Origin of the sequence: Gordonia sp. DT219 (assembly GCF_049847065.1) — a bacterium.
Taxonomy (GTDB): Bacteria; Actinomycetota; Actinomycetes; order Mycobacteriales; family Mycobacteriaceae; genus Gordonia.
The window spans coordinates 79,422-98,112 of record NZ_JBNCNR010000005.1 but is presented as its reverse complement, the minus strand read 5'-3'; the positions used below and the strand labels follow the sequence as shown (position 1 = coordinate 98,112).

The window sequence follows — 18,691 nt, the reverse complement described above, 5'->3', positions numbered from 1 at the left end:
TAGGTCGCCGGCCCCGGACTCGGGACCACCGGTCTCAGCTGACGGTATAGGTGCGGGTATCCAGTCCGGTGGCGCCGTCGGGGACCGGGTCGGCGAGCGCGGCGGTCTGGACCTGCCCGTCCTTCCCGATCGCCCGGCACGCGACGGTGTGTGCGCCCGGCGTGGCGTGCCACTCGTATTTCCATGGGCGCCAGGTGTCGTCGCTGTAGTCGGCGGCCAGAGTCGCCGGCGCCCACGGACCGTTGTCGACCCGTACCTCGACCCGAGCGATGCCGGTGTGCTGATGCCAGGAGGTGCCGGCGATGATCACCTGGCCGGCCCGCAGACTCGAGCCGGAGGACGGGCGGTCGATGCGCGAGGCGATCTTGATCGGTCCGGTGGCCGACCAGCCGCGCGTCGTCCAATATGCCTGCGCCGCAGAGAACGTGGTCAATTCCCAGTCCACCACCCATTTGGTGGCCGAGACGTATCCGTAGAGCCCGGGGATGACCTGTCGCACCGGGTATCCGTGTTCGATCGGCAGTGGCTGACCATTCATGCCGATCGCGAGCAGGGCGTCGCGGTTGTCGCTGATCGCCGAAACCGGTGTGCCACAGGTCCATCCGTCGGAGCTGGTGGACAGCAGCATATTCGCGCCCGGACGCGCCCCGGCGCGATCGAGCAGATCCTTCATCCGTACCCCGAGCCAGCGTGCATTGCCGATCAGGTCACCGCCGACCTCATTGGAGACGCAGGTGAGCGTGACCAGCCGCTCGGTCAACGGCATCCGCAGCAATTCGTCCCAGGAGAGGGAGAACTCGTTGTCGACCATGCCGTGCACCCGCAGCTTCCAGTCGCCGGTGGTCAGCTGCGGGACCTGCAGAGCGGTGTCGATCCGGTAGAAGTCGGCGTTGCCGGTGACGAACGGCGACGTCCCCGGAACTCCGATGTCGGCGGCGGCCGGTACCGGCGGGGCAGGGTCGGCCGGGGCCGGGAGACGCACGGCATTGCGATCGGCCAGCGTCTTGGCGGCACCGGCGAGCAGGGTCCGGCCCAGAGCACCGGCGGCGACGGCGACCGCCGCGATCCCGGCCGCGGCCAGCACGAAGCGGCGCGACGTGGGCGCTCCGAGACCACCACGGCGGTCCTCGGCATCCGCTGGATCGTCCGTATCGACAGGATCCTCGCCCGACTCATCCTTCCCGGCGTCGAGGGTGAGGATGCCGATGAGGATCCGCAGCGCGACCACGCCGGCGGCGCCACCCAGGAGCGAGGGCAGCACGAAGGTCGCCGTGGCACCGGGGCGGCCGAGGGCAGTGATCATCCCGACGATGGCGAAAACCACGATGACCACCGAACCGATCGGTGGGCGTCGCCGTTCCACGACCCCGCAGACACCCGCGATCACGGCGATCACCACGCCCATCACCACGAACAGCGTGAGTTTGTCTGAGGTGCCAAAGGTGGATATCGCCCATTCGCGCATCCACAGCGGCGAATGGTCCACGACGGTCGAGCCGACGGCGAAATACGGGGAGGATTCCGGCGAGATGAGCGCCGCCACCAATTCGCCGATGCCGAGGGCGGCACCGACGGCGACGATTCCGGCGATGGCATTCACCGGCGCCCCGACACGACGAGCGGGGGCGTGCCGGGGTGTGTCGTCGAGTTCGGAGGTCACACTCATTGATACTCCCCGTCCTGGCCTCCTCGCGCGGGTCGCGCCCACCACGTCGATCAGTCACCCGACAAACCCAAGACTAGAACGCGTTCTAGTTTGTCGGTTACGCTGATGCGCATGGCAGCGGATACAGCGATCCCCGACACGGTCGCGCTCGAATCGGTCGACACCTTCGGCGACGAGGTCGACGTGGTGGTCATCGGACTCGGCATCGCGGGCGGATGCGCCGCCGTCGAGGCCGCGGCCCACGGCGCCCGGGTACTCGTACTGGAACGTGCGGCGCAGGCCGGTGGTACGACCGCCATGGCCGGCGGACACTTCTACCTCGGCGGCGGCACCGCGGTGCAACAGGCCACCGGCCACGAGGACTCGGCCGAGGAGATGGAGCGCTACATCACCGCCGTCTCGAGCGATCCCGAGCCGGACAAGATCCACGCGTACTGCGTCGACAGCGTCGATCACTTCAATTGGCTCGAGGCTCTCGGCTTCACCTTCGAGCGCAGCTACTACCCCGAGAAGGCCGTCGTGCAGCCCGAGACGCAGGGGCTGATGTACACCGGCAACGAAAAGGTGTGGCCGTTCAAGGACATGGCCAAACCCGCCCCGCGCGGACACAAGGTGCCGGTACCCGGTGACACCGGCGGCGCCGCGATGGTCGTCGAACTGCTGGTCAAACGGCTCGCCGAACTCGGCGTCGAGGTGCGCTACGAGACCGGCGCACGCAACCTCGTCGTCGACGCGGACGGTGCCGTCACGGGGGTGGCGTGGCGCGGCATCGGCGGCGAACAAGGCTACATTCGGGCGCACGGGGTGATCGTCGCCGCCGGCGGATTCGTCATGAACTCCGCGATGGTGGCCGAGCACGTGCCGTGGCTGACCGAGAAGCCGTTCGTGCTGGGCAACACCTACGACGACGGGCTCGGACTCCGGATGGGAGTGTCGGCAGGCGCTGTGCTCAAGCACATGGATCAGGCGTTCTGCACCGCGCCGGTGTACCCGCCGTCGATCCTGCTCACCGGAATCGCCGTCAACAAGAACGGGGATCGCTTCGTCGCCGAGGACTCCTACCATTCCCGGACGTCGGCATTCGTGCTCGAACAACCCGATGCGACGGCCTACCTCATCGTCGACGAGGCACATATGAAACGCCCCCGAATGCCGTTGGTACCCTTCGTCGACGGATACGAGACGGTCGCCGAAATGGAAGCGGCCCTGGGTATTCCGACCGGCCGACTGCAGACGACGCTGGACCGCTACAACACCCACGCCGCCGCGGGCACCGACCCCGACTTCCACAAGTCGGCGGAATTCCTGGCCGCGCAGGACACCGGCCCGTGGGCGGTATTCGACATGAGTCTGGGCAAGGCGATGTACGCCGGGTTCACCATGGGCGGCATGGCGACCTCGCTGGACGGCGAAGTCCTCGACGCCGACGGCAGTTCCATCGCGGGGCTGTATGCGGCCGGAGCGTGCGCCGCCAACATCGCCCAGGACAGCTTGGGATACGCCAGCGGCACCCAGCTCGGGGAGGGCTCGTACTTCGGGCGCCGCGCGGGACGGCACGCCGCCGCACGCCGCCGATCTGCCGAGGTGATCGGGTAGTCGGCTACGCACGTCCGCCGCCGATCCTGGTGGTGTACTGCGTTCACCGACACCACCGCGCACCGTGGTGCGCCCACTCCCGAGGTGCGCACCGAGGAGTGTGGACCATGCGATCACACCGACTCATCCACCTGGCCGCCGCATTTCTTATCGCGGCCGTGAGCGGCGTGATCGCGATGGGAATCTCCCCGCCCACGTCGTCGGCCGATCCCGGGCGCGTGGTCTCCACCGAGACCGCCGGACCGAATCATCTTCTCCTGCGGGTGTTCTCGCCATCGATGGGCCGCGACGTCCCGGTGGAGGTCCTGCGCGCACCGGGCGGCGCTCCGGCGCCGACGCTGTATCTGCTGAACGGGGCCGGTGGTGGCGAGGACACCGCGAACTGGATTCAGCAGGGCTCACTCACGACCGTGTCCCGGCCACGCGTGACCGAAAACCCCGCAGCCGCAGGCTGTTCGCGACGACGAATACCGACGAGAACGCCATCGCGGCACCGGCGATCATCGGATTGAGCAGCCCGGCCGCGGCGATCGGGATCGCGGCGACGTTGTATCCGAACGCCCAGAACAGATTTCCCTTGATGATCGAGAGCGTGCGGCGCGAGAGGTTGATCGCGTCGATCACCTTGCGCAGCTCACCGTCGACGATCGTCAGGTCGGCGGCGGCGATGGCCACGTCGGTGCCGGTACCCATCGACAACCCCAGATCGGCCTGAGCCAGCGCGGCAGCATCGTTGATGCCGTCGCCGACCATCGCCACCACGCGTCCCTGCTGCTGGAAGTTCTTGATGGCGGCCACCTTTTCTTCCGGCCGCATCTCGGCGATGACCTGATCGATCCCCACCTGACCGGCCACATGGCGCGCTGCGCCCGGGTTGTCGCCGGTCAACAGCACCGGGGTCAAGCCCATCTGTTTGAGTTCGGTAATCGCCTGCCCCGAGGTCTGTTTCACCTCGTCAGCAACCACGATGACACCGTACTCCGTCGGCCCCCGGCCCTCGACGGACACGATCACCGCGGTGGCGCCCCGGTCGTGGGCGGCGTCGACCTGGGCGGTCAACGTAGCCGGCAGTAGGTCGGCGAATTCGCGCGGACTGCCGACGCGAACCTTGTCGCCGTCGACCATTCCGGCGACCCCGGCACCCTTGGTGCCGGCGAAGTCGGTGACCGTTCCCACCGGAAGATCCTGCGCGGCAACGACGATGGCCTTGCCGATCGGATGTTCGGACGCCGATTCCACGGCGGCCGCCGCCGTCAGCATCCGTTCATGGTCGGCGGCGTCGAGGGTGTGGACCGTCTCGACCCGCATGATTCCGGTGGTGACGGTGCCGGTCTTGTCGAGCACGATCGTGTCGACGCGTCTGGTCTGCTCCAGCACCTCCGGACCCTTGAGCAGGATGCCCAGCTGCGCGCCGCGGCCGGTGCCCACCATCAGCGCCGTCGGGGTCGCCAGACCCAGTGCACACGGGCAGGCGATGATCAACACCGACACCGCAGCGGTGAACGCGAAGGTAACCGGTGAATCGGTGGCGATCGCCGCGCCCATCCAGAATCCCAGCGCCGCAACGGCGATGGCGATCACCGCGGGCACGAACCAGGCCGAGATGCGGTCGGCGAGGCGCTGGGCACCGGCCTTGCCCGTCTGGGCGTCGGCGACCATCCGGGCCATCTGGGCGAGCGCCGTATCGGCGCCGACATGGGTGGCACGCACCAGCAATCGGCCGCTGGTGTTGATGGTGGCACCCACCACGGCATCCCCCGGGCCGACCTCGGCCGGCACCGATTCGCCGGTGACCATCGAGGCGTCGACGGCCGAGGCCCCCTCGACGACCGCTCCGTCGGTGGCGATCTTCTCGCCGGGACGCACCACGAACACGTCGTCGACGCGCAGCGCCTCGATCGGGATGCGGGTCTCGACCCCGCCCCGTACCACGGCAACGTCCTTGGCGCCCAAGCGCATCAGCGCGCGCAAGGCGTCGCCTGCGGTGTGCTTGGCCCGCTTCTCGAAGTAGCGTCCGAGGAGCAGGAAGGTGGTGACGCCCGCGGCGGCCTCGAGATAGATGTTCGCGGCGCCGTCGGCGCGCTGCGGGACGAGATCGAAGCCATGGGTCATCCCGGGCTCGCCCGCGGTACCGAAGAACAATGCGTACAGCGACCAGCCGAACGCCGCCAGCGTGCCCATCGACACCAGCGTGTCCATCGTGGTCGAGCCGTGACGCAGATTGAGCCACGCGGCGCGATGGAACGGCCAGGCGCCCCACACCACGACCGGCGCCGCCAACGTCAGCGACAACCACTGCCAGTAGGTGAACTGCCATGCCGGGACCATCGCCAATGCGACGACGGGAATGGTGAGTACGGCGCAGATCAGTACCCGGTTGCGTAGCGCGTCGAGCACCGGGTCGGTGTCGGTCTCGGACTCGGTGTCGGTGCGCGGCTGGTCGTCAACGGGTCCCGCGTCGTAGCCGGCGGACCGGATCACCTCGATGAGCTGGGAGGTGTCGAGGCCGGCGGGGTGATCGACGTGCGCCCGTTCGGTCGCGAAGTTGACTGTCGCGTGCACCCCGTCGAGCTTGTTGAGCTTGCGCTCGATCCGGTTGGCGCACGACGCACACGTCATGCCCTCGATGTCGAGGTCGACGCGGTCGGCGGTGGGCGCGGTGGCGGGGGTTGTCATCAGTGGCCTCGGTGGATCTCGGTGGTCGTCGGTGGCTGCTGATGCTGATGGGTAGGGGCGCCGGTGTCGGGCCCGACCGCGTGACCGACCGTGAACGCCACGACGAACACCGCCGCGAGGGCCACCAGGAAGGCGGCCACCCGTGCGGCGGTGCTCGACGCGAGGGCGCCGGCGGTCAGCGCACGCGGGATCATGATCGGCTCACACCAACTGATATCCGGCCTCGGTGACGGCCCGGGCCACATCATCGCGGGCGAGTGGCTCGTCGCTGGTCACCTCGACACGCCCCGAGTCGACGGTCACGTCGACACTCTGCACGCCGGAGATCTCCTCGATCTCCTCACGCACCGATGCCGCGCAGTGACCACAGGTCATGCCGCTCACGGTGTAGATCTCACTTGCCATGGAAATCACTCCTCACAATTCTTCGGTCCGGCGCCACGCCGGGCCCGGTTGGACACAGTCGGTTGTCAACACACAAATGTTGCAGCACAACGCTTCTCAGGACTTGACGAGCCGCGCGATCGCCTGGACCGCCTCGTCGACCTTGGCCTTGCCCTCGGCGTCACCCTCCCGGGCGGCGCGGACGACGCAGTGGTTCATGTGCTCTTCGAGCAGACCGAGTCCGACGGCCTGCAGGGCCTTCGTCATCGCCGAGACCTGGGTGAGGATGTCGATGCAGTACTGCTCTTCCTCCACCATCCGCTGAAGCCCGCGGGCCTGCCCTTCGATGCGGCGCAGCCGGCGCAAGTAGTCGTCCTTGCGGCCGATGTAGCCGTGTTCGGCGTGGTCCATGAAGCCTCCATCGGTGCAACTGGTTCGGTGATACCCCCAATAGGTATACGCCGGTCGCACGGGAAACGCTACCCCCCTAGGGTATGTGGGCCGTCGGCGAGTAAGCGAGCGCCGTCGGCGAGTAAGTGAGCGCCGTCGGCGAGTAAGCGAGCGCTGTCAGCGACGGCGCAGTGCTTCGGCGAGCTTCGAGAGCGCCGAGGCGACGTCATCGAGCGCATCGCCGACCGTGCCCAGGCCGCCACGACCTGCCGAGACGTCCGGCGACGGGGCGGGCAGCGGTGCGGTCGGCTCGACTGTGTGGTCTCGCGCCGCGGGCTCGGAGGCTGCCGGCTCGGAGGCTGCCGGCTCGAGAGCTGCGGGCGCGGAAGTCGGGGGCGCCGGTTCCGGGGCCGGGGCCTGAGGTGGAGTCCGCGGAGTCTGCGCAGGAGCCGACAACGGCTCGGGCGCCGGTGCGGGCACGTCGAAGCTGTGACGCCGCCCCCGATAAGCAGGCAGATCGCCGGGCGGGGTGGAATCGGTGGAGCGTCGGCCACCGCGGTAGGACTCCCCGGTGGGAGCCGCCGGCGGCGGTGGCGTCTCGGGCCGCCGGATCTCGGGCTGCCGGGCCTCCGATTGCGATGTCTCGGGCATGCGGTGCGATCCGCGGGCGCCGACGCCGGAGACCGGCAGGTCGCCCGTCGACGGTCCGTGCGTGCCACCACGGGTTGTCGAGTATTCCGGCCCGGGCGCCGGGCTCGTCGTATGGGGCCCGGCGGGCGCGTGCCCGTGCCCCCCGGCGGCCATCCCCGACATGGCGCTCGGGGCATGCCCGTTGGACCTGGCGTAGACGTGCAGCCCGGGATGGCCGTAGAAGTAGCGGCAGGGCGCGTTCTCCGCGGAGTGCACCGGGCACGGATTGCGTTCGATGAGCGACTGCGCGCGGGGGTCGAAGTCGTTCCACTCCAGCCAGAGCCGACGATCGCCGCGGGGGCCCAGACTGCCGTCGGTGGCATGGTTGCCTCGATGGCCGCCGGACAGGCGGCACTCCAGCATCCAGCCCGCCGATTCGGGAAGTCCCAGCGCCCGGCGTTCAGCAGCCGAGCTGACCACCGTCGACCAGCACCCCTCGCTGTCCATCGAACCTCCAATTCGCGCGGGTCGAAGAACTCCCAACCCCCGCGGCCAGTGTACGAAGGTCCGCCTGCCGGGGCTACCCCGGGAGGACGGCCGGCACGGCGTCGGCGAACTCGGTCATCCGACCATCGGCGAAACCGAAAAAGCGGGATGCGGCCCGGGGCGCAGAATGCGGGAAATCCGAGCGTACATGGCAGCCGCGGGATTCGCGACGAGCCGCCGCCGCGGCGACGACAGCACCCGCGGCCAGGGTCAGCGACGCATCCTCGGCGGCGCGCGAATCATCGATCCGCCGCACCGGCGCCGAGGACAGCACGGCGCCCACCTCGGCGAGACCCGACGCGTCGCGCCGCAGCGCGACGTGCCGGCTCATCGTGTCCTGCAGCGTCGTGCGATCGAGCGCCGGCAGCCTGAGGTGCGCGGTGTGCCCGAGTGGCCCGCGGCTCTCGTCACGCCACGACGATGCGACCCCGGCCGCCGCAATACCCGTCACCACACCCTCGAGCAGGCTGTTGGACGCCAGCCGGTTCGCGCCGTGCAACCCCGTCCGCGCGACCTCCCCGGCAGCGAGCAGCCCCGGCACGCCGGTCCGGGTGACGGTGTCGGTGACGACGCCGCCGCACTGATAGTGGGCGCCGGGCACCACCGGGATGCGGCCGCCCTCGATCGACAACCCGGCTGCACGCACCCCGGCGGTCACCGTCGGGAACCGCGACGCGAAGTGCTCGATATCCGCGACGTCGAGGTAGACGCATGGATGGCCGGTGCGTTCGATCGCCGCGATCACGGCGTTGGCGACCACGTCGCGCGGGGCGAGATCGCCGAGCGGGTGCACACCCGCCGTCACCGACCGGCCGCCGGCGTCGACGAGACGACCGCCTTCGCCGCGGATCGCCTCGGTGACCAGGGTGCGCCGCCCCCGCTCGCCAGGGGTGAAGAGCATCGTCGGATGGAACTGGACGAACTCGAGGTCGGCCACCCGGGCCCCGGCGCGCAGGGCGAGGGCAATACCGTCGCCGGTTGCGCCGGCCGGGTTGGTCGTCGCGGCATAGAGGTGCCCGGCGCCGCCGGTGGCGAGCAGCACTGTCGGCGCCCTCACCGCCGCCGTCTGCCCCACCCGGTCCTGCCCCGCACCCTGGCCGCCTGCCCGCAGGTATTCGATCCCGCCGACGCGGCCGTCGACATCGGTGAGCAGGCGGGTGACCACGGCGTCGTCGACGCATTCGACGCCCCCGGCGGCTTGTGCACCGAGCAACGCCGACCCCAACGCGCGCTGCACTGCCGCGCCGGTCGCGTCACCACCGGCGTGCAGGATGCGGCGCATCCGGTGCCCGCCCTCGCGGCCCCGGGCCAGGGCACCGTCGGCATCTCGGTCGAATTGTGTTCCCCACGAGGTCAGTTCGGCGACCGCGGCCCAGCCGGCGTCGAGGATCGGCCGGCTCGCCGAGGGGTCGGTGAGTCCCCCGCCCGCGGCCACCGTGTCGGCGAGGTGGGCGTCGACGGAATCGTCGGGGTCGCCCGGCATGACCGCCGCGATCCCACCCTGCGCGTAGAACGTGGCCGTGGCCTGTTCGGCACGGTCGGGCTGCCAGCGCGGCCCCTTGTGCACGACGACCACGCGCAGCCCCGCGGCATGGGCGGTCAACGCCGCGGCAATCCCGGCGACGCCCGCTCCGACCACCACGAGATCGGCGCAGCGGGTCGCGTACGCCCGTGAAGCAGTCATGGTCACGCCTTTCCGCACCGGAGATGAACCCTCGTTTTCGATCCACAGTCGAAAACCTCTGACGTGCACTGTACGCCTGGTTGCCGGCAACGACGAGGATGCGTTCACACCGAATACGGCTTGCCAACTCACCACTGCGCGGATGCGGAGCCACGTCGGAATTCGTGGCTACACTGGCCCGCGGTGACCTTCATGAACAAACCCCCTGTCAACACCCAGGTCGACCGGCGAGCGCAGCCGGCGCACGCACAGTTGCGCCCGGTCTCACCGCTGTCGGAGGCCTACCGGTTCGGTTCGACCGCCGTGCAGGCCTCCGTCGGAGTGGCACGATTCGCGGCGAGTACTGCCCTCGATGCTTTGCGGTTGCGGCCGCCGACCGCCCAGCTGACTGCCCGGCGCGCAGCCCAAGAGGTTCGCGCGACCTTCGAGCGCCTCGGCCCCACCTACGTGAAGCTGGGCCAGCTGATCGCATCCAGCCCGGGGGTGTTCACCGAGACGTTGGCCGCCGAATTCGAGGGATTGCTCGACCGCGTGCCGCCCGCCGACCCAACCGAGATCCGGCAACTCTTCATCGAAGAATTCGGGCGCCCGCCCGAAGAGGTGTTCGCGACCTTCGACACGCGGCCCATCGCCTCGGCCTCGATCGCCCAGGTCCACACGGCGACTCTGCCCGACGGCACCGAGGTCGTCGTCAAGATCCAGCGCCCGGGTATCGGTGCGCGACTGGCCCCCGACGTGGCGATCCTCGACCGGCTGGCCGCGCTGGCCGAGCGCTCGGAATACGGACGGATGCTCAGTGCCCGGCATTTCGTCGAGGACTTCGCCGCGGGCCTCGACGCCGAGCTGGACTTCGGCAACGAGGCGTCGGCGATGCACGAATGGTATGAATGCCTGCGCCCCGGGCCTTTTGGCGATCGCGTGCGCGTGCCCCGCGTCTACGACGAGCTCAGCACGCCCCGGGTCCTGACGATGGAACGGATCTACGCGACCCGCATCGACGACGCGGCGGGGGTACGGGCCGCGGGCCATGACGGGGTGGCGTTGTGCCGCAACCTGTTGCTCTCGCTGCTGGAGTCGGCCTTTCACGGTGGCCTGTTCCACGGTGACCTGCACGCGGGCAACGTCCTCGTCGACGACGACGGGCGGCTGGTGCTCCTCGATTTCGGCATCGTCGGCCGGTTCACCCCCCGGACGCGCCGCATCCTGCGGCAACTCGTCGTCGATCTGATCGTCCGCAACGACTTCGAGTCGGCGGGCCGGGCCATCTTCTTGCTCGGCGCCGTCCGCAATCCGGGCTCGTCCGCGCAAGGCGGTGTCGACATCGAGAAGGTCGCCGCACCACTGTCGAGCACCGACCTCGGGTCGATGAGCTACACCGACCTCGGCCGTCAGCTCGCCGCCCTCGCCCGCGCGCACGACGCGCGCTTGCCGCGTGAGCTGGTCCTCGTCGGCAAACAACTGCTCTACGTGGAGAAGTACATGAAGCTCCTCGCCCCGCGCTGGAAGGCGCTGAGCGATCGCGAAATCTACGGCTATATGGCCGGGATCATGAAGGAGGCCGAGCGGGATCGCCGCGCCTCCGGCGCATCCGTTCGCTGAATCGCACCGAGCCGCCCGCAGTGGCCGATCGCGAGGCGTTGAGCGGCTCGCCACACCGTCGCCATTAGGGTGGTGTCAGTCGCGAGCGCGCGGATGGCTCGACGTCGCCGACCCGAGGGAGACGATTGATGAAACGAGTGTTGCCTGCGGTGCTGGCATTCCTCGGCGTGGCCTGCATCACGGCAGCGATCGCCGTGCCGTTGTGGCTGGTCCCGCAGCTGAAGGTGGTCCCACTTGACCTCGACATCACCTCAGACGCCACCAGCGTTGCCGCCGACGGCTCGCCCGGCGAACGCTTTCCCGCCGAGATCTTCGATCGTTGCTCGGTCGGCCAGGCCAAGGCGCAGACCCTGCAGGCGCACCTCACCCAGCAGCGCCGATCGGTCATCGTCGACCCCTCCGATCGCCGCCAGGCCACGATCCAGTCCGCCCAGACGGTGCGCATCGACGGGACCCGCGCCGCGAACGGCGACGAGTCGCAGCCTGCGGCTCCTGCGGCAAATGGCGACCTGCAGTGCAACGACGGCCTGCTGACGGCGAACATCGACCGGGTCTCACTGAACCGCAAGACATCGGTGCCCAACGGCACCGTCAGCTCGCTGCAGGTCGAGGCGGCCCCGGAGGGCGTGAACCGCAACGACGTGTCGGTTCAGCTTCCCAACCGCAAGGGTTTCCAGTACAAGTTCCCGTTCAACACCAAGAAGCGTTCGTACCTCTATTACGACCTCAACACCCGTCAGGACACCCCGGCCGCGTTCGTCGGCGAGGAGACCGTCCACGGCATCAAGACCTATCACTTCCGGACCCAGGTCCCCGAGACCGATCTGTCGTCGCTGCCGAACCCGCAGAACGAGGCACCGCTGGGGACGATGCTGACGATGCCCGCCAAGTGGTGGGGTATCACCGGTCCCGGGGTGCGGCCGGGCGATCACATCAACATGCACCGCTACGCGACGGCGACCCGCGAGGTGTGGGTCGAACCGCGCACCGGCACGATCGTCAACGGCCGTGAGGTTCAGCACCAGTACTTCCGCTCGCCCTACAAAGACGACGATTCGACGCCGGCACCGGTGCGCAACTTCCAGCTCGACGCGCTGAAGGCCAACTTCGCCTGGAGCGACAAGACGGTGTCCGCGCAGGCCGACAAGGCCGACAAGTACATGGGCCAGTTGAAGCTCGGCAACTTCTGGCTACCGCTCATCCTCGGCATCGTCGGTGCGGTGCTGCTGCTCGCCTGCCTGCTCATCTTGCTGCGCCGACGCCGCAACCGTGGTGCCGGGCCCGACGGGGACCCGCGCGACGACGGGCAGAACGAGTACGGGGACAACGAGTACGGGGACAACGGGTACGGGGAGGTCCCCGACACCGACCCGGGTGCCGATGCGCCGACCGTCGTCGACCCCGGCGGGCCGGCCGCGGCGCGCGCGGCCGCACCGACCGCGGTCATCGCCAATCAGCGATCGCGGCACAGTACGCCCGCCTCCCCGAATCCGGATCACCCCGGGCACGAGGCCGGCCCGGACGACGCCGACGACGACACCGCATATCTGTGGGATCACCCGACGGAGCAGATCCCGCGGGTGGAAGGGCCGGCGCCCACGGGCGGCGGCGATCACGACTTCCGTCCCATCGACGAGTCGTCCGCGGACCCCCCGCATCACGCCCACGAGCGTCGCGACGAGGACCGGTAGCAGCGCAGCACACGGTGTGGCCGTGGGTGTGTGTCCGGCCATGCTCACCGGGGAGCCGGCTGGCGTATGTGTAAGTCCGCTTATACCCTCGCTGCGGGGTTGATCGACTGATCAACCGAGGCACGGCGAGACGAAGGGCAAGGTAGCGGATATGTGGCGATTCGAAGCGATCGGATGCTCGGTAGGCGGAGCCGTCGCCGGTGTGCTGATCTCGACCTCCATCGCTGCCCACCAGGCAGCGCAGGCGGTGTTCGGCGACTAGACGCGCAGCACAGACACAGAACGAGGGCCGGTGATCGCGATGATCACCGGCCCTCGTCGCTGTCTCGGTCTCAAGCCCTCGCGGACCTTCCGATCAGCCGATCAGAAGAACGCGGGCGCGAACGTGGTGCCCCAGGACTGCTTGAAATCGTCGTCCCAGTAGGTCCACCAGTGATCACCGTCCGGGGTGATCCGGGTGGTGAGGTGGATCGGCAGCGTGCGCAGCCGGCCGATGTAGATCTGGCTGCTCGTCGAGGCTGCGACCTCGAGCGGAACCATCTGGGCGAAGTGCACCGCGTTGAAGTTGGGGCTGCCCGGGGTGATCGACGAGTCGTAGCGGCTGCCCATGCCGGTGCCCGCGGACACGTACACGTACTTGCCGGACAGGTTGCCCGCCGAGAGGAACGGGTCGTTCTGGAACCACTCACCGGCCGGGTAGAAGCCCCACATGTTGTTGGGATCGCCGCCCGTCTGAGCCACCGATGTCTGGATGCCCTGGGTGAAGCCGGGCATGGTGACGGTCGGGTAGCCGCTGTAGGACGCGACGGCCTTGTAGAAGCCCGGGTGACGCGAGGCGAGGTTCAGCGCCGAGGTCCCCGACATCGACAGCCCGGCGATGCCGTTGCGACGGTTGTCGCTGCCGTGCCTGGCGGCCATGTAGGCAGGGAGCTCGCGGGTCAGGAAGGTCTCCCACTTGTTGATGCCGAGCTTCGGGTCGGGACGCTCCCAGTCGGTGTAGAAGCTGCCGCCGCCACCGAACGGGATCGCCACGTTGGCGCCCTTTCCGGCCATCCAGCTCGCGACGTTGGTGTTGATCAGCCAGCCGCTGTTGTTGTCCATCGCGCGCAGACCGTCGAGCAGGTACAGGGTGGGCTTGTTGCTGCCACCGTCGGAGACGATGCAGACCGGAATGTTGCGGTGCATCGACTGCGAGTAGACCGGCTCGACGATGCATCCGCGGGCCGCCGAGGCGGCCGGTGCGGCGACGGTGGTGACGCCGGCAACGGCGGCGAGGGCCACCATTCCCGCCACCAGGCGCTTACGGGCGCGAGAAAGCATGAGTTGTCAGTCCTTACGATCGTGACCCGAGCGGTCTCGTTCACATGGGGTGGTGCGGGGTGAGTGGCGGCAAGCCGCCCGGGACGATCCCCGTCGCGGTGATAGTAACGGCCCCATAACACGGCGGCAAAGGGAGACGAGCGCCCGACGACCACTTCGAGAGATCCTGCCAGGCCCCGGTGATCCTCGTCACCTGCACCGATCACGGTTACACGTCGACTTGGTCACATAGCCGAAAGTCGTCGAACACCGGATCCGATATGTCGCCGATGCCCACCTCGAGTGGCGCGGATTACAGTCGATGGCGACTGCCAGGGAGGTCCAGTGAATCAGCAGAACGCCGAAGCCGTCGTCGTCGGAGCCGGCTTGGCCGGTCTCGTCGCCACCTACGAACTCACCCGCGCCGGCCGCAAGGTGATCGTGGTCGATCAGGAGAACCGCAACAACCTCGGCGGGCAGGCCTTCTGGTCGCTGGGCGGACTCTTCCTGGTCGACACCCCCGAGCAACGGCGACTCGGTGTCCACGACTCCGCCGAACTGGCCCTGCAGGACTGGATGGGCTCGGCCGGATTCGATCGCGACGACGAGGACTACTGGCCGCGGCAGTGGGCGCGCGCCTACGTCGAGTTCGCCGCCACGGAGAAGCGACAGTATCTGCGCGACCTCGGTCTGCGGGCGCCGCTCGTCGGGTGGGCCGAGCGCGGTGGCGGATTCGCCGACGGCCACGGCAACTCGGTACCGCGATTCCATCTGACCTGGGGTACCGGCCCGGAGGTCGTCGGGGTGTTCGCCGAGCCGGTGCTCGACGCGGAACGCCGCGGACTCGTCGAGTTCCGGTTCCGCCACCGCGTCGACGAACTGATCGTCGAAGACGGCGCGGCGGTCGGAACACGCGGCGCCGTGCTGGCGCCCACCGATCTCGACCGTGGGAAGGCGTCGAACCGAGAAGTGGTCGGCGACTTCGAGATCCGCGCCGGCGCGGTGATCCTGACCACCGGCGGCATCGGCCACAACCACGACATGATCCGCGCGAACTGGCCGGTCGATCGCCTCGGCCCGGCACCGAAGACGATGATCTCGGGGGTGCCCGCACACGTGGACGGCCGGATGCTGGGGATCGCCGAGAGCGCCGGGGCCCACCTGGTGAACCGCGACCGCATGTGGCACTACACCGAGGGCATCATCAACTGGGATCCGATCTGGCCCGATCACGCCATCCGGATCATCCCCGGCCCGTCGTCGATCTGGCTCGACGCCAACGGCGACCGGCTCGCGCCGCCCAATTTCCCCGGCTTCGACACCAATTCGACGATGAAGGCGATCCTCGCCACCGGGCAGGACTACTCGTGGTTCATCCTCACCCAGACCATCATCGAGAAGGAATTCATGCTCTCGGGTTCGGAGCAGAACCCCGATCTGACCAGCAAGGACCTCAAGTTCGCGGCGAAGAGCCGCCTGGCCAAGGGTGCGCCCGGCCCGATCGCGAAGTTCGTCGAGCACGGCGAGGACTTCGTTGTCGCCGACAATCTCTCGGAGTTGGTCGCGGGGATGAACCGCATCGCGCGCGGCCCGCAATTGGATCTGGCCAAGATCGAACGCATCGTCTCCGCGCGCGACGCCGAGGTGGACAACAAGTTCGCCAAGGACGCCCAGATCATGGCCATCACCAATGCGCGGCAGTACCTCGGCGACAAGGTCGCGCGGGTCGCCAAACCGCACAAGATCCTCGACCCGGCGCACGGGCCGCTGATCGCGGTGCGGCTCAACATCCTCAGCCGCAAGACCCTCGGTGGCGTGGAGACCAACCTCGATTCGGCGGTGATGCGTCCCGACGGCACCGTCTTCGACGGCCTCTACGCCGCCGGTGAGGTGGCCGGCTTCGGTGGCGGCGGCGTCCACGGCTACAACGCGCTGGAGGGCACCTTTCTCGGCGGCTGCATCTTCTCCGGCCGCGCCGCCGGCCGGGCCATCGCGCGACGCTGAGGCGCGGCCCGATCATTGTGGTCGGGTCGCAGCTCGTCCCTTCGACACCACACCTGACCCGGGCGTGGGCTCATCCGTCGGACCCGCCGGCCGCCGACCGCTCACCCGATGGCGCCGTTCTGAGTAGCGCTGCGGGGAGAGTCCGCTCGAGCCAGTCGCGAAATCCGTCGAGGGTGTAGCCGAGGCGGTGAACCAGAAGGTCGAACGTCTCCGGGCCGGCGATGGCCCAAGCGGTGTCGATCGCTACCTGGCGAGTAAGCCCGGGCTTCAACGAGTCCTCCGGAATGGCCCCGATGATGGTGGTGAAGGTTTGGTGTCGCAGGAGCTGGAGCTCGTTCCAGTCGGCAGCGATCTCGGGATCGATGGCGGCGGCGTCACGGTAGAGCGTCCAGCCGGTGGAGGCACGCTCCGCGACCTCGGCCACCAGGTGCGCGAGCTCCCTGAGTCGACGGTCGGGCGGCATCTGTTCGGTGAACCGCTCGGACGCGTCGGCGGGTGACGCGGCACCGCCCGCGAGAACCTTCTCCATGTACCCGCGCAGGAGCTCGCGCTTGCTGCCCCAGGCCAGGTAAAGGGTCTGCACCGAAACCCCGGCCGCGGATGCGAGGCGAGTGACGGTGGTCGCGGCGTAGCCGTGCGCGGCGAACTCGGCCTCGGCCGCCTCCAGGAGCCTGTTCCGGGTCTCCTGCCGCAGAACGTCGCCGACGCGCTTCTGCCGACTGCGGTAATCGGCTGCAGCTTCTTTTTCCGTGGTCATGGACAACACCCTACCGCACGTTCTAGAGTGACACTCAAGTGCTATTGAATGGCACTCAAGAGCATAGCTGAAGGGATCAGCATCATGAAGAACACCACGATCGATAAGCCCTGGAAGCGGCCCGCAGCCGCCGCCTACGCACGAGCGCGCCGAAAGGCATTTCTGCATCCGCCGGTCACCGTGTACGAGATGGGCGCCGACGTGCGCAAGGACGAGGACGTGCCCGTGGTGATGCGCGATGGCGTGACGCTACGGCTGAACCTGTTCCGCCCCGCCGACGCCGAGGGCCCGCTGCCGGTGTTGCTCTCCGCGCACCCCTACCGGAAAGACTCGGTCCCGAAGAAGAAGGGGGGAAAGTGGTCGCTGAGCTTCCAGTTCCGGATCATGAATCAGCCTGAGCCGCTGCGGATCTCGGACCAGACCAGTTGGGAAGCACCCGACCCGGTGTGGTGGGCGCAGCACGGCTACGCGGTCATCAATCTCGACACCCGTGGCGGCGGTCATTCGCAGGGCCGCGGCGACCTCTTCTCCGACCAGGAGGCCGACGACATCTCGCAGGTCATCGCCTGGGCTGCCGAGCAGCCCTGGAGCAACGGCCGGGTGGGAACGCTCGGCGTGTCGTACCTCGCGATGTCGCAGTACAAGGTCGCAGCGTTGAACCCGCCGGCGTTGACGGCGATCTGCCCGTGGGAGGGCTTCACCGACGCCTACCGCGACTTCATGACCCCCGGCGGCATCGTCGAGGACGGGTTCGCGAAGGTGTGGCTGGCGATCACCAAGAGAGTCGCGCGAACGAACACGAACCTCGCCGCCGAGCGGATGAAGCACCCCCTGCACGATGACTGGTGGAAGAAGATCACCCCCGACATCGCGAAGATCCGGGTTCCCATGCTCGAGTGCACGAGCTTCTCCGACGCCAACCTGCACAGCGTCGGGTCCATGCGCGCCTTCCAGAGGGCCGGCTCCGCCGAGAAGCACGCGTACACGCACCGCGGAGCCAAGTGGGCCGTCTTCTACGGGGGGAGGCCAAGCGCGTCCAGCTCGCGTTCTTCGACAGACACCTCCGCGGGCGGGACGTCCCCGAGTTGCCACCCGTGCGGCTGGAGGTCCGAGACCGGGCCGAGCGCATCGTCGAGGTGCGCGACGAACAGCAGTGGCCCCTCGCCCGCACCCAATGGCAGCAGCTGCACCTCGGCGCCCACGGCGCCCTCACCGACGCGGCCGGCGCACCCGGGCAGGTGACCTTCGACCTCAAGCGCAACGCCGCCGCATTCGAGTACCGCTTCGAGGAGGACACCGAGCTCAGCGGCCCGATGACCCTCCGACTACAGGTGGCCACGAACGGCGCCGACGACCCACGCCTGTTCGTCGGGGTCGAGAAATGGTCGCACGGCAGGCCGGTGCCCTTCGAAGGCTCCTACGGGTACGGTCGCGACCGCATCGCCCAGGGCCGGCTACGACTCGCCCTGCGAGAACTGGACCCCGAGCTGAGCATGCCCCATCAGCCCGAGCACACCTTCCGCACCCTCCAACCGGTACGCGACGGCGAGGAGCTGGAGGTGCTCATCCCCCTGAGCTCCTCGGCAACCCTCTTCCACGCCGGGGAGAGCCTGCGGCTCATGGTCGCCGGCCGCTACCTGCAACCCCGCAACCCCGTCTTCGGCCACTTTCCAACGCACTACGTTCCGAACAAGTCCGGCCGCGCCACCATCAGCTGGCGCCCCGAGCGCCCCTCGACACTCGAGATTCCCATGATCCCGGCACACTGA

General features: G+C 68.7%; 13 protein-coding genes and 1 pseudogene. 5 read left to right on the top strand and 9 right to left on the bottom strand.

Going from position 1 to position 18,691, the window contains the following annotated elements; all coding sequences use genetic code 11:
• Nucleotides 1-34: 34 nt before the first annotated feature.
• A complete protein-coding gene (locus ACPXB3_RS09305) occupies nt 35-1,666 on the bottom strand; it encodes a molybdopterin-dependent oxidoreductase (RefSeq protein ID WP_425727435.1) in 1,632 nt (543 codons plus the stop codon).
• 111 nt (nt 1,667-1,777) lie between these two features.
• Here ACPXB3_RS09305 and ACPXB3_RS09300 point away from each other — a divergent pair, with 111 nt between their 5' ends.
• Nucleotides 1,778-3,262, top strand: coding sequence for an FAD-binding protein (locus ACPXB3_RS09300; protein ID WP_425704150.1), 1,485 nt, complete (start codon nt 1,778-1,780; stop codon nt 3,260-3,262).
• A gap of 402 nt (nt 3,263-3,664) precedes the next feature.
• Here the strand turns inward: ACPXB3_RS09300 and ACPXB3_RS09295 are convergent, their stop codons facing one another.
• The 6 genes from ACPXB3_RS09295 to nadB all read right to left on the bottom strand — a co-directional run bounded on the left by ACPXB3_RS09295 (nt 3,665) and on the right by nadB (nt 9,572).
• Entirely contained in the window at nt 3,665-5,938 is a 2,274-nt protein-coding gene (locus ACPXB3_RS09295; RefSeq protein WP_425727434.1) for a heavy metal translocating P-type ATPase, read from the bottom strand.
• Nucleotides 5,938-6,132: a hypothetical protein gene (locus ACPXB3_RS09290; protein WP_425704148.1), complete on the bottom strand. Its 195-nt coding sequence runs from the start codon at nt 6,130-6,132 to the stop codon at nt 5,938-5,940. Before ACPXB3_RS09290 ends, ACPXB3_RS09295 begins: the two co-directional genes overlap by 1 nt.
• A 7-nt stretch (nt 6,133-6,139) precedes the next feature.
• On the bottom strand, nt 6,140-6,343 hold the full coding sequence (locus tag ACPXB3_RS09285) for a heavy-metal-associated domain-containing protein (RefSeq protein WP_425704147.1): 204 nt from the start codon (nt 6,341-6,343) through the stop codon (nt 6,140-6,142).
• Between the two features lie 96 nt (nt 6,344-6,439).
• Complete coding sequence (locus ACPXB3_RS09280; RefSeq protein WP_425704146.1) at nt 6,440-6,733, bottom strand: metal-sensitive transcriptional regulator; 294 nt, start codon at nt 6,731-6,733, stop codon at nt 6,440-6,442.
• Between the two features lie 156 nt (nt 6,734-6,889).
• Nucleotides 6,890-7,849 (bottom strand): hypothetical protein, encoded by a 960-nt coding sequence (locus ACPXB3_RS09275; protein WP_425727433.1) that lies wholly within the window; start codon nt 7,847-7,849, stop codon nt 6,890-6,892.
• 73 nt (nt 7,850-7,922) lie between these two features.
• Nucleotides 7,923-9,572 (bottom strand): L-aspartate oxidase, encoded by a 1,650-nt coding sequence (gene nadB, locus ACPXB3_RS09270; RefSeq protein ID WP_425727432.1) that lies wholly within the window; start codon nt 9,570-9,572, stop codon nt 7,923-7,925.
• 192 nt (nt 9,573-9,764) lie between these two features.
• Here nadB and ACPXB3_RS09265 point away from each other — a divergent pair, with 192 nt between their 5' ends.
• Together ACPXB3_RS09265 and ACPXB3_RS09260 are read left to right on the top strand one after the other, a co-directional pair.
• Nucleotides 9,765-11,171 (top strand): ABC1 kinase family protein, encoded by a 1,407-nt coding sequence (locus tag ACPXB3_RS09265; protein WP_425727431.1) that lies wholly within the window; start codon nt 9,765-9,767, stop codon nt 11,169-11,171.
• Between the two features lie 128 nt (nt 11,172-11,299).
• The gene (locus ACPXB3_RS09260) at nt 11,300-12,862 is read left to right on the top strand and encodes a DUF3068 domain-containing protein (RefSeq protein WP_425727430.1); all 1,563 of its coding nucleotides are present in this window, start codon (nt 11,300-11,302) and stop codon (nt 12,860-12,862) included.
• 363 nt (nt 12,863-13,225) lie between these two features.
• Here ACPXB3_RS09260 and ACPXB3_RS09255 read toward each other — a convergent pair whose 3' ends face one another.
• Nucleotides 13,226-14,182, bottom strand: a complete 957-nt coding sequence (locus ACPXB3_RS09255) for an alpha/beta hydrolase (RefSeq protein WP_425704141.1) — start codon at nt 14,180-14,182, stop codon at nt 13,226-13,228.
• A gap of 324 nt (nt 14,183-14,506) precedes the next feature.
• On the opposite strand from ACPXB3_RS09255, the gene ACPXB3_RS09250 reads away from it, so the two are divergent.
• Complete coding sequence (locus ACPXB3_RS09250; protein ID WP_425727429.1) at nt 14,507-16,165, top strand: FAD-binding dehydrogenase; 1,659 nt, start codon at nt 14,507-14,509, stop codon at nt 16,163-16,165.
• 70 nt (nt 16,166-16,235) lie between these two features.
• Here the strand turns inward: ACPXB3_RS09250 and ACPXB3_RS09245 are convergent, their stop codons facing one another.
• A complete protein-coding gene (locus ACPXB3_RS09245) occupies nt 16,236-16,922 on the bottom strand; it encodes a TetR/AcrR family transcriptional regulator (RefSeq protein ID WP_425704139.1) in 687 nt (228 codons plus the stop codon).
• An 84-nt stretch (nt 16,923-17,006) separates the two neighbouring features.
• On the opposite strand from ACPXB3_RS09245, the pseudogene ACPXB3_RS09240 reads away from it, so the two are divergent.
• A pseudogene (locus ACPXB3_RS09240) lies at nt 17,007-18,691 on the top strand (CocE/NonD family hydrolase).